Below are 13377 nucleotides of genomic sequence, written 5' to 3'. Positions count from 1 at the left end.
GTTAATTCCGAAATTAGTTTTTCAAAAGTTTTTAGCTAAAAAAACAGAGATTAAAGTCGGTCTAATAATTTTTTCTTCTGTTCCGTAAACTCCTGATCCGTAAGAACTCCCATTTCCCGAAGTTTTCCAAGTTTTTCCAACTGTTCAAAAATAACTTCAGGTGCTTCTTTTGGTATACCGGAATTTTGCTGTACCGGATTTGAATAGGCAGGCTTTTGAAAAGGATTCTCAGAAACCGGCATATTGTACAAATTAAAAGACGAAGACTGAATTTGTTGTTGTTGTTGTTGTTGTTGTAAAGCAGACTGACTGATCGTACCATTCAGATATTGATTAACCGCATTGCAGAAATTCTTTCCGTCATTTTTATTATGAAGCTTAAATTCTGCCGCGGAACCGTTCTTAGAGAAAATTTTCAGGGTTGAATACAAAAGACTTTCCACATGATCTACAGAACGGATATTTTCGAAGAGATATTCGTCTTTCTGCACATTTCCAAAAAGTTTTTTATCAATAAAAACAACTCTTCTCTGCGTAGAAAATAAAAGACCTTCCACTTTTGCAGGTATGGTAAGACCTTCTGCAATAGCGGTTAACTTTTCATTATTTTCTAAAATATGAACGAGTTCCTTTACTTCGCTGTTTACAAAAATACTCAACCTCGCATTCAGGGCAACAATCTGATCCTGAATATCATCAAGTCTGGTCACTGTTCCTCCAAATCCAAAAGACGGTGTTTCGGGACTCTGAAAGTTTGAAGTTTGTGACGATCTAAAATTTTCAGTTTCGCCAATTTTTCCCTGCAAAATAATTCCCCTGATTTCAGGCAGGAAAAACTGCTGCAGATTATTGACAACATCCTTATTGATATTGGAAGCCTCATTCAGGCATTTGTTACACAGAATATGATTGTCCGCCAGTTTATTTTCGCCCAAAAGCGTATCCATAGATGTTAAAGGCGTTCCGCACAATCCACAAATATTGTTCATTTGGTTTTCATGTTTAAAAGTTTAAAAAAAGCATAAAACAATTTATGATTTTCTAAAATACAAATTTGTAATTAAATCGTATCAACTGAAAATAAAAAAGCATCAGGATTAATGATGCTTTTTAGTTTTCTGATTTTATTTTTATCCCAAAAACTCTTCCAGAGAAACCGTTTTCTGTTCTCCTGCTTCAAGGTCTTTATACGTCACTGTTCCGTTTTTAATTTCTTCTTCGCCTAAGAATACCAGATTTTTAATTCCTTTTTTCTCCGCATAGGTAAACTGTTTACCGATCTTTGCTGCTTCAGGATACATCTCTGCGGAAATTCCTTTTTCTCTCAATTGTCTGATCAGTTTTAAGGCTTCTACCGTTTCATTTCCTCCGAAATTGGCAAAAAGAAATTCTACTTTAGAGGTAGCTTCTTCAGGGAAAAGTCCGAGTTCTTCCATCACGAGATAAATTCTGTCCAGACCAAAAGAAATCCCGATTCCCGGAATATTTTTAACGCCGAAAACTTCTGTAAGATTGTCGTATCTTCCGCCGCCGCCGATGGAACCCATCTGAACTTCATCTGCTTTTACTTCGAAAATCGCTCCAGTGTAATAATCCAGACCTCTTGCCAAAGTAATGTCAAAAACAAGATTCTGAATATCAACTCCAAGATTTAAAGATTGTGTAATCACAAATTCAAGCTCTTCTACTCCTTTCAGTCCTGCTTCATTTCCTGTGAACTTTTCTTTTAGCTGAAGAAGATTTTCCAGCGCATCATCCGACTGGTTGAAAAGGAAATCCAGTTTGTCAATGGATTCCTGAGCAATTCCTCTTTCCAGTAATTCTTTTACAACACCGTCTTTACCGATTTTGTCTAATTTATCCAAAGCTACCGTGAAATCTATTAATTTGTCAGTAATTCCTGCAAATTCTGCCAATCCGGAAAGAATCTTACGGTTGTTGATATGAATAGTTACAGAAACTCCAAGCTCCACAAAAGATTTCAGATACAACTGAACCAGATCTACTTCCTGCAAAAGACTTTCGCTTCCTACAACATCCGCATCGCACTGGTAAAACTCTCTGAATCTTCCTTTTTGAGGGCGATCCGCTCTCCAAACCGGTTGAATCTGATACCTTTTAAAAGGAAAAGTAAGCTGATTATGATTCATTGCCACAAATCTTGCAAAAGGTACCGTAAGATCGTAACGAAGGGCTTTATCAGAAATTTGAGAAGTCAGTTTTTGATGATTCTTATTTTCCCAATCTTCCTGATTTACTTTAGAAGTGTAATCTCCCGAATTTAAAATTTTAAAAATCAAACGATCTCCTTCCTCCCCGTATTTTCCCGTTAATGTTGAAAGATTTTCAAAGCTCGGTGTTTCCAGTGGCTGAAATCCGAATAACTCAAAATTTTTCTGTAAAGTATTGATGATATATCTCCTTCTTGCTACTTCCAGCGCCGTAAAATCTCTCGTCCCTTTTGCTAAACTTGGTTTCATTTTATGATAAATAAATGATATTAATATGTATAAGCTGCAAAAATAAGGAATTGAAAGGACTTTTACTACAGATAAACCCGTTTAAACTTTATCAGAAAATAATACTAAACCTCACAGGTTTTAAAAAAACCTGTGAGGTTTGAAAATACTTAAAAATACATGAAGATCATATACTTTCCAATATTTCCAGAATTTCTTCACCATAATTCTCTATTTTATGCTTTCCGAAACCTTTGATATCGCGCAATTCCTCTTTTTTTGCAGGCTTATATTTGGCTACAGACATCAGTTCTTTGTTTGAAGCAATAAAATAGCTTGGTAAGTTCTGTTCTTTCGCTTTTTCGGAACGCCAGTATTTCAAAGCTTCCAGTATTTTTAATTCATCACTATTTAAGGGTTCATCTTCTGCGGAGTATTTTGCCGTTTTAGAATCTTTTACTACATTTTGCTGAACGATTTTCAGTTCATCAAAATACAGAACAACCGACCAGTATTTTTCGTCCTGAACAAAAGCGGTTTCTACTTTTATGATATCGTGCGACTCCAGAAATGCTTCCAGTGTTTTTTGATCTTTTTCAAGATGTCTGTCATCCAGTCCTATTTTAAAAACTTTTATTTTCATGGTTTGTGATTTTTAAGATTATTTTCCTCCCAACAAAAGAATTTCATCTACACGAATTTCCGTGATGTATCTTTTTACACCATCTTTATCATCATACGATCTGTAAGTAAGCTTTCCTTCTACCGCAATTTCTTTTCCTTTCGGAACGTATTTCTGGAATATTTCAGCGGTTTTTCCGAAAGCAACCAAATTGTGCCATTGCGTTTCCTCCACTTTTTCACCTTTCGCATTGGTGTAATGATCTGATGTTGCAAGGGAAACGGCAGCCTTTACATTTCCGTTATCGAAGCTGATGATTTCTACTTCTTTTCCTGTAAATCCGATTAGGGTGACTTTGTTTCTTAGTGACATAACTTTATATTTTTTATATTTAACATTCAGATAAGAGACGTTATCTTTTTCTCAAATCTCTGTGGCAAAGGTTGCTGAATTTCAGAACCGGAGTCGGTAGAAAACTATTTAAATTCGTTTGTAGTCGTTTACAAACGGATAATTTTGTATCTTTGAAATGCTATGAAGAAGACAATAAAAAGAACGTTCCGTGTTTCTAAATATGTGATTTACAGAGAAACTCTGGTAGACTATAAAGAACATTTCTGGTCTTTTCTGGGAGCGTTTTTCGGAATTGGAATGATTGCTTTCATCCAGTCACACACTTTGTCTGCTACAGAAAATATCTTTTTAATCGGTTCTTTCGGAGCTTCAAGCGTTTTAATTTACGGAGCCATTCAAAGCCCTCTTGCGCAACCGAGAAATTTAATCGGAGGACACGTTCTGTCAGCTTTAGTGGGAGTTACAGTCTATAAAATCGTTCCGGATATTATCTGGCTTTCTGCGCCTCTGGCTGTTGCTTTTTCCATCGTTTTGATGCAATACACAAAAACGCTGCATCCGCCCGGCGGAGCAACTGCACTGATCGCGGTAAGTTCTACAGGGAAAATTCCGGAACTGGGATATTGGTATGTTCTTTCTCCTGTTCTTTCTGGATGCATTATTCTATTAATTATTGCTTTAATTTTCAATAATATCACTTCGAACAGAAGTTATCCGAATCATAACCGGTTTACATATTTACTGAAGAAAAAACACAAACATCAACACAAAATGAAAAAAGTATGAATTGTCTCGAATGCGGCGAAAAAATTATCGGCAGATCCGACAAAAAATTCTGTAATGATGCCTGCCGAAACGCCTACAATAACAAACAGAACAAGGATTCCAGCAATCTGATGCGGAACATCAATAACAAGCTCCGCAAAAACTACAGAATTCTGACGGAAGTAAATACCGACGGAAAAACAAAAGTTGCCAAATCCAAGCTTGATGGCTTAGGTTTTGATTTCGATTATATAACAAATCTGAAAGTTTATAAAAACGGATCTGAATATAAATTTATTTACGATTACGGCTATAAACTTCTGGAGGATGATTTTGTTCTGATCGTAAAAAATCAGGCTTAGAAACAACAAAGATTTTTAACATGAAAGAAACTGTTCTTATCACAGGTGCAAACGGGCTGGTTGCCAAAGAATTGTCTAAAAAACTTGAGAAAGATTATACGGTGCGCTTTCTCACGCGAAAAAAACAGAACAGCAACGATTTTGAATGGGATATTAAAAAAGCGACGATCGACGAAAAAGCTTTTGAGAATGTTTCACATATCATTCATCTTGCAGGAGCCAATATTTCGGAGAAAAGATGGACTGATGAAAGAAAAAAAGAACTGATTTCCAGTCGTGTAGATTCTGCAGGTTTGCTTTTAAAAACTCTGCAAAAAAATAATATCAGATTAAAATCCTTCATATCTGCTTCCGGAATCAATTATTACGGAACCAAAACAACGGAAAAAATTTTTACTGAAAATGATAGTCCGGGAAATGACTTTTTAAGTGAAGTGGTAGTTCTGTGGGAAAAAGCTGCGGATGATTTTAAGGAACAAAATGTTGCTGAAAGAGTCGTGAAAGTGCGTACTGCAGTGGTGCTTTCGGAAAAAGACGGCGCTTTAAAAAAAATGCTTCCGCCTGTAAAAATGGGCATCGGCTCGCCTATCGGAACGGGAAAACAATATATGCCGTGGATTCATATTAATGATATTTGTTCGATTTACGAATTTGCCTTGAAAAATACTGAACTGGATGGAGCATTCAATGCGAATTCGCCGCAACATACAACGAATGAAAATCTGACAAAAAAAATGGCGGAAGTGCTTCACAAGCCTTTATTTATGCCCAATGTTCCCGCTTTTGTGTTGAAACTGATGTTCGGAGAACTTTCTGAGGCTTTGCTGGAAGGTTCGAGAGCTTCATCGGAAAAAATTCAGAAAGCAGGTTTTCAGTTTGAATTTCCGGATCTGAAAGATGCTTTAAAAAATTTATTACAATAAGTCTGTTTAAACTTTTATTTAACCGCAAAAGTCACAAAAGATGAACTAAACTTTTATTTAAAGTTGATCATTACAAATCAAAAAGGGCACAATAGTTTTTAAAAATCTTTGATTTTTATTCTTTTGAGCGCTTTGGTTATTATAGAAATTCGCTTTAACATTGTCTTTTGTGCCTTTTGTGGTTAATTCTGAAATAGTTTAAACAAGTTTAATAGAAAATATCAGAAGTAAAAAAATTATGAAAACTATATTCTCATTAAGTCTTTCTTTGCTGTTGTCCATGAATGTTTTGGGGCAGAAAATTGAAAAGGCAGGACCGAAAGACAAAGCCGTAACCGAACATTTTAAAAACGATTACAAGAAAAAAAATTACAGAAAATTTGCCGGAACCATTGTTTTGAAGGACAATACAGCAAAATTCGACGATAAAACGATTTTCTTTGATCAATCTGATAAAATTACTGAAACGATGCTTAAAGAAGGATTAATCTATCCTCAGCTTTTAACGGAATTTCAGGTTGATAAATTCGAAAACGAAGACAGCGACAGAACGCAGAAACGATTTGCAAAAATTCAAAAAAACTGGAAAGATTCTTTTGAAGTCAATAATATTAAACTGAGTGGTGGTTCTGAACTGAGTTTTTTAAGTACCGATGAAAAGATTAAGCGTTTTAAAGTGGTCTGCAAAGATCCGAAGTTTCCGAATCTGATGATCTATTATTTTGAATTAACGGATAAAAATGCTACAAAAGATACTTCTGTTCAGGATTTTATTAAGAATTCCAAACTGACGCATATTTTCCAGAGAACGGAGTAAGAAGGATGACTAATAACAATAATATCAATGCAAAAGCTTTCTATAGAAAATATTTTTTGGTAATTATTTTTATTATCATTATGTTGTTACAGGATTTTTTTCTCAAACCCTTTGTAAAAGATCTGTATTTAAACGACGATATAAAAAATTTCAAAGAGTTTTCATGGAAATACACGGTTTTTATTTTTACTATTCTTGCCGGAATCATTATTTTCATTTCAAGGAAAAGTATTACGCTTTCGGCTGTGCCTTTAATTTTGTTGGGTTTAATGATATTCGGAAGCGGATTTTACTTCGGATTCCATTCTTTGGTGGATAATGCTTTGCTTTTAATCAATTTAAAAACGAAGAATACGGAAATCAATAAAACTTACGAAGTAATTTATGATAAAGAAAAGAAAGTTTTTTGGCTGAATAATGAAAATTCTATTCATGATAAAGAGGATCTTCAAAAAATTAACCACTATAAAGTTTCAAAAGGTTTAAAATCTATTTTTGATCTTCAGAATAATGACACGGTAAAAGTAACGTTTAATAAAGGATGGTTTGATGTAAATTATCTTGAAAAATAATTACGCTCTGAAAATGTACAATGCAACCAGAAGGAACAAAAATATAGGAACCGAAAATCAAGGTTTCAGTCAAAATAATAAATTGAAAATTTCAACACCTAACGGAACATTAAAGTCTTTTTACGAAAGAATTGGTAAGCATGAAAAAGAATCTAAAATAATAAATGGACACGAATTTTTATTTATCATAGAAGAGCTTCGCGAAAACTGTTATCATTCCTGTTCTGTTTCTGATCTTGAAAAGATAATCGAAAATATTCCTAAAGAAGATTACGGAGATTTAAAGTTTATTGTTTTACGCCAACCGAAAAGAAAGGAGGAAATAATCTCTCCGGTTTGGGGAAGACTTGTTTACAGCTTTGAGTACGAAAACGAATATTTTCCGGCGATAATTTTAGACTCAATAGATTTAAACAAAAAGTTAATATGGTCTAAAAAACAAAGCGTTGAAGATCAGAAAGAATTTGAAAGATTAAAGCAAGACGGACATATTTTTACAGAAGATAAAAGGAATTTCGTTTCTCAGTTAAATTTAGAGCCTTCAAGAAATACCCAATTGTACAGAACTTTACTGCATGAATTCGGGCATTATGTTCATTACTTAGAAGTTGTGGAAAGACCTTTTGAAAGTGATGAAGATTATGAGGCAAAAGAAATTCGCGATGATTACTACTCAGCTTTATCTAAAGTTGAAAAAGAAACTTTTGCGCACCAGTATGCTGATCGACTGAAGAAAAAATTAACTGAAGAAAAAATAATTCCTTTTAATAGTCTTTAATAATTGAAAATCAAACATGAAAATAAAAAGCATAGATCACCTCGTTTTAACGGTTGCAGACATTGAAAAAACGGTAGATTTTTACACCTCTATTCTTGGGTTTGAAGTCGTAGTTTTTGGAGAAAATAGAAAAGCGCTGACTTTTGGAAATCAGAAAATCAATCTTCATCAAAAAGGAAAAGAATTTGAACCGAAAGCTAAGCATCCGACTTGCGGTTCTGCGGATCTTTGTTTTATTTCCGAAACCAACATTCACGAAGTTTTACAGGAACTAAAGGAAAAGAATATTGAGATCATCGAAGGAATTGTTGAAAGAACCGGAGCTTTGGGAAAAATAGAATCGGTTTATTTCAGAGATCCGGATTTAAATCTGATTGAGATAAGCAACTACAGTTCATTGTAAAATACATTCTCGAAAAAATCCAAATAACTATTCATTCAGAATAATTTTCTGAATTACTTAAAAAATAAACAAATAATTCCTACATTTGTTTAGAAAACAGTTCTTTTACATACTTCATCAAACGGAAAAGGTTTTACGTAAAGTAGATTAATAGGGAATCGTGTGAAAATCACGAGCTGTCGCGCAACTGTAAGTAATACTTTAAAGGTTTTTATCCACGTATATCCACTGTGTAAACGGGAAGGATGATAAAAGCTGTTACAAGTCAGGAGACCTGCCTATTCCGAATTGACAATGCTCTCGCGGTTTGGAGTTTTTTGGTCAGACAGATGATACTTTTTTGAACGTAGCAATCTAAATTTTAATTTGATTTTAATTGCAAAGTTTTTAATATTAATTTCTTACTTTAAGAATGAAAAAAATATTCGCCAACCATCAATACAGCAGTTGTTTTTTGCATCTGTTTCAAAAGATACGGTTAAATAATTTTTCATCTTATTGTTGAGAAAAAAGCTTTGTGCAAAACGATAAAATTTCAGAGCATTCTCTTATGTAAAGGGAAAATTGCGTCCTTACTGTATCTTTACCTCTCCATTCTATTTCCTTCTGCAAAAGCATTGCGAAGCATCAGAAGAACTTTTATACACATTAATTATTGTTTAATTTAAAAGTTTTAAAGAAAATGCAAACGCACATTCTTGGCTATCCGCGTATTGGTAGCAACCGAGAACTCAAAAAAGCCTGCGAGCAGTATTGGTCGGGCAAAATCACTTTAGACGAATTACTGGACGTCGGGAAAAATATCCGACAAAACAATTGGAAGCTTCAGCAGGAAGCAGGAATTGATCTTATTCCGTGTAATGATTTCTCTTTTTACGATCAGGTTTTGGATATGACCTTAACTTTAGGCGCTATTCCTGAACGTTATGAAGAGATTGCTCTTAAAAAATCTGAAACGGATCTCTATTTTGCCATGGCAAGAGGCTTTCAGAAAGAAGGTCTGGACATTACTGCAATGGAAATGACAAAATGGTTTGATACCAATTATCATTTCATTGTTCCGGAATTCCATAAAAATCAGGAATTTAAGCTGTTCTCCCGTAAAATCATCAACGAATTTTTGGATGCTAAACAAGTGGGAATAAATGCAAAACCGGTGATCATAGGTTTGTTAACCTATATTCTGCTTGGGAAAGAAAAGGAGGAAGGTTTCAATAAGATAGAGCTGGCTCAGAAAATTCTTCCTATTTATATTCAGATTCTTAAAGAGCTTGAAACTCACGGAGCAGAATACATCCAGTTTGATGAACCATTTTTAGCATTAGATCTGGATGAAAAATCAAAAGAAACTTACAGTCTGATTTATACCGAAATAAGAAAACAGTTTCCTCATCTGAAAATCATTGTAGCTACTTATTTTGAAGGTTTAAGAGATAATCTTGCTCTGGCTGTTTCTCTTCCTGTAAATGTGCTGCATCTCGATTTGGTTCGTAGTCCGGAACAGTTGGAGGAAGTTTTAAAAGTAATTCCGGAAACATTGCATCTTTCATTAGGTGTAATTGACGGAAGAAATATATGGAAAAATGATTTCGAAAAATCTCTACGCCTCATTAGACAGGCAACAGATAAAATAGGCTTGGAGAGAATTTTAATTGCTCCTTCCTGCTCATTGCTTCACAGCCCTTCTGATCTTGATCTGGAGAACAACGAAAGTGTTTTATCCTCCGAAATTAAACAATGGATGGCTTTTGCTAAACAGAAAGTCTCTGAAACGGTTACCCTGAAAAAATTAGCCGCAGAAAATCCGGATTATTCCACACTCCTGCTTTTAGCTGAAAATAAAAAAGCCATTGAAAGCCGCAAAACATCACCTCTCATTCATAACAGCGAAGTGAAGGATCGTGTAGATGTAACTACCGAGGAAGATGCTAAAAGAAACAAACCTTTCAGCATGCGAAAAATTTCTCAACAGGATATTCTCAACCTTCCTTTATTCCCTACAACTACAATTGGCTCATTTCCACAGACGAAAGAAGTTAGAAACTGGAGGGCAAAATTTAAAAAGGGTGAACTGAATGCCAAGCAATACGATGATCTGCTGAAAAAAGAAACTGAAAGAACGATCCGTTGGCAGGAGGAAATAGGAATTGATGTTCTGGTTCACGGAGAGTTTGAAAGAAATGATATGGTAGAATATTTCGGAGAACAATTATCAGGATTTGTGTTTACGCAAAACGGCTGGGTTCAAAGCTACGGAAGCCGTTGTGTGAAACCTCCTGTTATTTTCGGAGATGTGTACAGACCGAATCCGATGACGGTTTACTGGTCTGAATATGCGCAATCTTTAACGAAAAAATGGGTGAAAGGAATGTTAACAGGACCAGTAACTATTCTTCAATGGTCTTTTGTGCGTGATGATCTGCCGCGATCTTTAACGTGCAAACAAATTGCACTGGCTATTCGCGACGAAGTGAATGATTTGGAAAAAGCAGGAATCAGAATTATCCAGATTGATGAACCTGCAATTCGTGAAGGTCTTCCATTAAGAAAATCTGACTGGCAGCATTATCTTCAATGGGCAGTGGAAGCTTTCAGAATTTCAGCGAGCGGTGTGGAAGATGCGACGCAGATTCATACGCATATGTGCTATTCGGAATTTAATGATATTATTCAGAATATTGCCGATATGGACGCGGATGTTATTACGATTGAATGTTCCAGAAGCCAGATGGAGCTGCTGAATGCTTTTGCTGATTTCAAATATCCGAACGAAATAGGACCGGGAGTTTATGATATTCATTCGCCGAGAGTTCCATCGAAAGATGAAATGGTAGAATTGCTGAAAAAAGCACAAGCAGTTATTCCAGCACAGCAACTTTGGGTAAATCCCGACTGTGGCTTGAAAACCCGTCATTGGGATGAAACGGAAAAAGCGTTGATTGCAATGGTGGAGGCTTCAAGGGAAGCGAGTAAGTTACTTGCTGTACAAACTCATTAGATATATAATTTCAGGAGCTTCAGGGCTCCTGTTTTTTATAAAGAATATAATATTTAGAAGAATATTATTTATTTTAGTATTGTAAATTTTTACTATGACAAATGAACACGAACAAAAACTTAATAAGTTATTTAAATTACTAGATGGAAAAACGACTTTTTATGTTCGGGATTATTATAAAGAATTAGCTATCAACCCTGAAAATATTGATGATATAAAGGTCATTGAAAATACAATTAATTTAGGTTTAAGATATGACTATTTTATTCGCAAAGGAAAAGGTTATTACGATATAACAAAATTTGGGTTAGAAGCTATAAAATCTGGAGATCACTCTATCTATCAAAGAAAAATTTTATGGGAATCTAAAAAATGGAATTTAATTACTATAATCATTTCTATCATAGCTTTAATTATAAGTGCAATTCAGCTTTTTAAAGATTCAAATTCATCCGAAATCGAAAACTTAAAAAAAAGAACTATCTGAGAACAACAAGCAATTAAAAATTCTGAAAACTCTTATAAAAACAGAGCAATTAAATGTTAAGAATTCTGAAAAGAGAATACAAACTTTAGAAAATAAATAGTAAATGACCACCAAAGAATTCGTAAAAAACTTCTACCAAGAAAAACAAAATATTCTTAATTCATGTTTTGATAATCAAGCAGAATATAGAACTCTTGTTTCATTAAAAGTTGAAGAATTAAATTTAAATGAAACTCAAACTGAAAAATTGAAGGATATAATTTCTGATCTTTTGACAAATACTTTTTACACCATCTTACTAGGTTTAGATGGTTCCGCAAGTATTGGAGATTCACAGCAAAGTTTTAAAATATTTGATGAAAATGATAATTTAATTTCTGAAAATGGAGATTTAGAAGGATTAGCCTATGAATATTTTCATGAAAATAAATAATTTTGAAAAGTTTTAATTAATGAAAATGAAAAAAATTATTCTGTTAGTTATTTTAGCAATAAATCAAAATATTTATAGCCAAAATAAACTTTTAAAATCTGATAAATTAACAACTACAGATTCTGTTAAAATAATTGGAATGTATCCTAAGTGGGATAAAAATAAAACTTATGAAAAGTATAATTTTTTAATTACAGATAAAAAAGTAGTTGATTCCCTAATCGAATCTGTTGAATATGGTGACAATACTAAAAATGAATGGGAGCAAAATACTTTTAGTATTATTATAACTAAAGCAAATAAGGAGGTTAGGAGAGTTTCCATTAGTCCTGCTCTTCATCATGCACATACAAATGGTGAAAGCTATAAGTTTGATGTTTCTATTTTAGAAAAACTAGCAAAAAAATATCCTTTAACTTATAAATGGTATGAAAAGGAATTTAAGGATGAGCAACAATTCAATCAATTTAATTCAGAAATTTTAAAGCAAGAAAAAACTTTGTATGTAAGTAAACCAACGTTTATTTATGAGGGATCTTTTGAATTACAATTTCCTAAAAATGAAAAATTCCTGCACCCAAAAGCAATTGATGATTATTTAAGACCGCAAATTGAAAAAATTGTGAATGGAAAAGAATTTAGTATTTCTTATAAAGCTAATGAATTTAATTTAAAAAATAGAGATCAATATACAATGACAATTGATGGTCCTTATACTCTATTCAAAGATTTAAAAGACAAAAACAGCAAAAAAAGTGAATGGACTCCTGCGAAATTTGTTGCGACTATTTATGAAAAAGAATAACAAATTAATAATCAAAAACTTACACTTTCTCAATTAAAAACCTTAATTTTGCACCCCGAAATAAGGATCATCCATTATGAAAAAATTAGGCGAATACAGAAAGCTTCTGGAAGTTGATAAAAATGTAACACTGAAGGAATTGAAAACCATCTACAGGAATACGATGAAAGATACGCATCCAGATAAATTCATCAATGATGAAGCGGGAAAGCAGGAAGCGGAAGAAAAAAGCAAATCTGTGATTGAAGCCTATCATTTTCTGGTAAGCATCAATCCGGAAACGCAGGAAAAATATAAAGAAGAATATACCGAAACCATTACGAAATCTAATATTCAGGATTTTTATCTGGAAAAATCGGTTCTTAAAGTACAGCACCTGAACGGAAATATGTACGAATATCTTGGAGTTCCAAAAAATACCTACATCAAAATGGTGAATTCCGATTCTCCGAGCCGTTTTGCAAGAAGACATATTTACGGAAGTTTTGTGTACAGAAAAGCCGGTGAAGCAATGGCGGAATAATCCCCTATTTACAAATAAATAAGAGCTTTCAATTAATTTTGGAAGCTTTTTTTTTGAAACTTGTCTAAACTTTTTA

General features: G+C 33.7%; 16 protein-coding genes and 1 riboswitch. Of the genes, 12 read left to right on the top strand and 4 right to left on the bottom strand.

The window, feature by feature from the left end:
• Positions 1-50 precede the first annotated feature (50 nt).
• The 4 genes from QWT87_RS16825 to QWT87_RS16810 all read right to left on the bottom strand — a co-directional run bounded on the left by QWT87_RS16825 (position 51) and on the right by QWT87_RS16810 (position 3453).
• Positions 51-989: a PH domain-containing protein gene (locus QWT87_RS16825; protein WP_302717408.1), complete on the bottom strand. Its 939-nt coding sequence runs from the start codon at positions 987-989 to the stop codon at positions 51-53.
• Positions 990-1130: 141 nt separating this feature from the next.
• Entirely contained in the window at positions 1131-2480 is a 1350-nt protein-coding gene (hisS, locus tag QWT87_RS16820; protein WP_302717406.1) for a histidine--tRNA ligase, read from the bottom strand.
• A gap of 166 nt (positions 2481-2646) precedes the next feature.
• A complete protein-coding gene (locus QWT87_RS16815) occupies positions 2647-3102 on the bottom strand; it encodes an HRDC domain-containing protein (protein WP_302717404.1) in 456 nt (151 codons plus the stop codon).
• A gap of 18 nt (positions 3103-3120) precedes the next feature.
• On the bottom strand, positions 3121-3453 hold the full coding sequence (locus QWT87_RS16810) for a single-stranded DNA-binding protein (protein WP_116098901.1): 333 nt from the start codon (positions 3451-3453) through the stop codon (positions 3121-3123).
• 162 nt (positions 3454-3615) lie between these two features.
• Between QWT87_RS16810 and QWT87_RS16805 the strand changes: the two genes are divergently transcribed.
• The 12 genes from QWT87_RS16805 (at position 3616) to QWT87_RS16750 (ending at position 13301) form a co-directional block, all read left to right on the top strand.
• Complete coding sequence (locus tag QWT87_RS16805; protein WP_302717402.1) at positions 3616-4221, top strand: HPP family protein; 606 nt, start codon at positions 3616-3618, stop codon at positions 4219-4221.
• Complete coding sequence (locus QWT87_RS16800; protein WP_076389985.1) at positions 4218-4562, top strand: hypothetical protein; 345 nt, start codon at positions 4218-4220, stop codon at positions 4560-4562. The genes QWT87_RS16805 and QWT87_RS16800 overlap by 4 nt, the downstream gene beginning before the upstream one ends.
• Positions 4563-4582: 20 nt before the next feature.
• The gene (locus QWT87_RS16795; RefSeq protein WP_302717399.1) at positions 4583-5485 is read left to right on the top strand and encodes a TIGR01777 family oxidoreductase; all 903 of its coding nucleotides are present in this window, start codon (positions 4583-4585) and stop codon (positions 5483-5485) included.
• A gap of 238 nt (positions 5486-5723) precedes the next feature.
• Positions 5724-6302, top strand: a complete 579-nt coding sequence (locus tag QWT87_RS16790) for a hypothetical protein (RefSeq protein WP_302717397.1) — start codon at positions 5724-5726, stop codon at positions 6300-6302.
• Positions 6303-6307: 5 nt separating this feature from the next.
• The gene (locus QWT87_RS16785; protein WP_302717395.1) at positions 6308-6874 is read left to right on the top strand and encodes a hypothetical protein; all 567 of its coding nucleotides are present in this window, start codon (positions 6308-6310) and stop codon (positions 6872-6874) included.
• On the top strand, positions 6864-7652 hold the full coding sequence (locus tag QWT87_RS16780) for a hypothetical protein (RefSeq protein WP_302717393.1): 789 nt from the start codon (positions 6864-6866) through the stop codon (positions 7650-7652). Before QWT87_RS16785 ends, QWT87_RS16780 begins: the two co-directional genes overlap by 11 nt.
• A 16-nt stretch (positions 7653-7668) precedes the next feature.
• Positions 7669-8055 carry a VOC family protein gene (locus tag QWT87_RS16775; protein WP_302717391.1) on the top strand — a complete coding sequence of 129 codons (387 nt, stop codon included), beginning with the start codon at positions 7669-7671 and terminating at the stop codon, positions 8053-8055.
• Positions 8056-8166: 111 nt separating this feature from the next.
• Positions 8167-8351, top strand: a riboswitch (cobalamin riboswitch).
• A gap of 386 nt (positions 8352-8737) precedes the next feature.
• On the top strand, positions 8738-11053 hold the full coding sequence (gene metE, locus QWT87_RS16770; RefSeq protein WP_302717389.1) for a 5-methyltetrahydropteroyltriglutamate--homocysteine S-methyltransferase: 2316 nt from the start codon (positions 8738-8740) through the stop codon (positions 11051-11053).
• Positions 11054-11147: 94 nt separating this feature from the next.
• Entirely contained in the window at positions 11148-11540 is a 393-nt protein-coding gene (locus QWT87_RS16765) for a hypothetical protein (RefSeq protein ID WP_302717387.1), read from the top strand.
• A gap of 103 nt (positions 11541-11643) precedes the next feature.
• Positions 11644-11973 carry a hypothetical protein gene (locus tag QWT87_RS16760; RefSeq protein WP_268054174.1) on the top strand — a complete coding sequence of 110 codons (330 nt, stop codon included), beginning with the start codon at positions 11644-11646 and terminating at the stop codon, positions 11971-11973.
• A 25-nt stretch (positions 11974-11998) separates the two neighbouring features.
• Positions 11999-12778 carry a hypothetical protein gene (locus QWT87_RS16755; RefSeq protein WP_302717383.1) on the top strand — a complete coding sequence of 260 codons (780 nt, stop codon included), beginning with the start codon at positions 11999-12001 and terminating at the stop codon, positions 12776-12778.
• Positions 12779-12854: 76 nt separating this feature from the next.
• Positions 12855-13301, top strand: a complete 447-nt coding sequence (locus QWT87_RS16750; protein WP_087710487.1) for a KTSC domain-containing protein — start codon at positions 12855-12857, stop codon at positions 13299-13301.
• Positions 13302-13377 lie beyond the last annotated feature (76 nt).

Origin of the sequence: Chryseobacterium urinae, from assembly GCF_030518295.1 — a bacterium.
Classification (GTDB): domain Bacteria; phylum Bacteroidota; class Bacteroidia; order Flavobacteriales; family Weeksellaceae; genus Chryseobacterium; species Chryseobacterium mucoviscidosis.
The sequence above is the reverse complement of the archived record's forward strand: the minus strand, read 5'-3'. Positions and strand labels throughout refer to the sequence as shown.

Excerpts from the sequence above, each read along its gene's own strand:
- QWT87_RS16815 (WP_302717404.1), bottom strand. The coding sequence starts at position 3,102 with ATGAAAATAAAAGTTTTTAAAATAGGACTGGATGACAGACATCTTGAA.
- QWT87_RS16755 (WP_302717383.1), top strand. The coding sequence starts at position 11,999 with ATGAAAAAAATTATTCTGTTAGTTATTTTAGCAATAAATCAAAATATT.
- QWT87_RS16795 (WP_302717399.1), top strand. The coding sequence starts at position 4,583 with ATGAAAGAAACTGTTCTTATCACAGGTGCAAACGGGCTGGTTGCCAAA.
- QWT87_RS16775 (WP_302717391.1), top strand. The coding sequence starts at position 7,669 with ATGAAAATAAAAAGCATAGATCACCTCGTTTTAACGGTTGCAGACATT.
- QWT87_RS16765 (WP_302717387.1), top strand. The coding sequence starts at position 11,148 with ATGACAAATGAACACGAACAAAAACTTAATAAGTTATTTAAATTACTA.
- QWT87_RS16825 (WP_302717408.1), bottom strand. The coding sequence starts at position 989 with ATGAACAATATTTGTGGATTGTGCGGAACGCCTTTAACATCTATGGAT.
- metE (WP_302717389.1), top strand. The coding sequence starts at position 8,738 with ATGCAAACGCACATTCTTGGCTATCCGCGTATTGGTAGCAACCGAGAA.
- QWT87_RS16760 (WP_268054174.1), top strand. The coding sequence starts at position 11,644 with ATGACCACCAAAGAATTCGTAAAAAACTTCTACCAAGAAAAACAAAAT.
- hisS (WP_302717406.1), bottom strand. The coding sequence starts at position 2,480 with ATGAAACCAAGTTTAGCAAAAGGGACGAGAGATTTTACGGCGCTGGAA.
- QWT87_RS16800 (WP_076389985.1), top strand. The coding sequence starts at position 4,218 with ATGAATTGTCTCGAATGCGGCGAAAAAATTATCGGCAGATCCGACAAA.
- QWT87_RS16805 (WP_302717402.1), top strand. The coding sequence starts at position 3,616 with ATGAAGAAGACAATAAAAAGAACGTTCCGTGTTTCTAAATATGTGATT.
- QWT87_RS16750 (WP_087710487.1), top strand. The coding sequence starts at position 12,855 with ATGAAAAAATTAGGCGAATACAGAAAGCTTCTGGAAGTTGATAAAAAT.
- QWT87_RS16810 (WP_116098901.1), bottom strand. The coding sequence starts at position 3,453 with ATGTCACTAAGAAACAAAGTCACCCTAATCGGATTTACAGGAAAAGAA.
- QWT87_RS16790 (WP_302717397.1), top strand. The coding sequence starts at position 5,724 with ATGAAAACTATATTCTCATTAAGTCTTTCTTTGCTGTTGTCCATGAAT.
- QWT87_RS16785 (WP_302717395.1), top strand. The coding sequence starts at position 6,308 with ATGACTAATAACAATAATATCAATGCAAAAGCTTTCTATAGAAAATAT.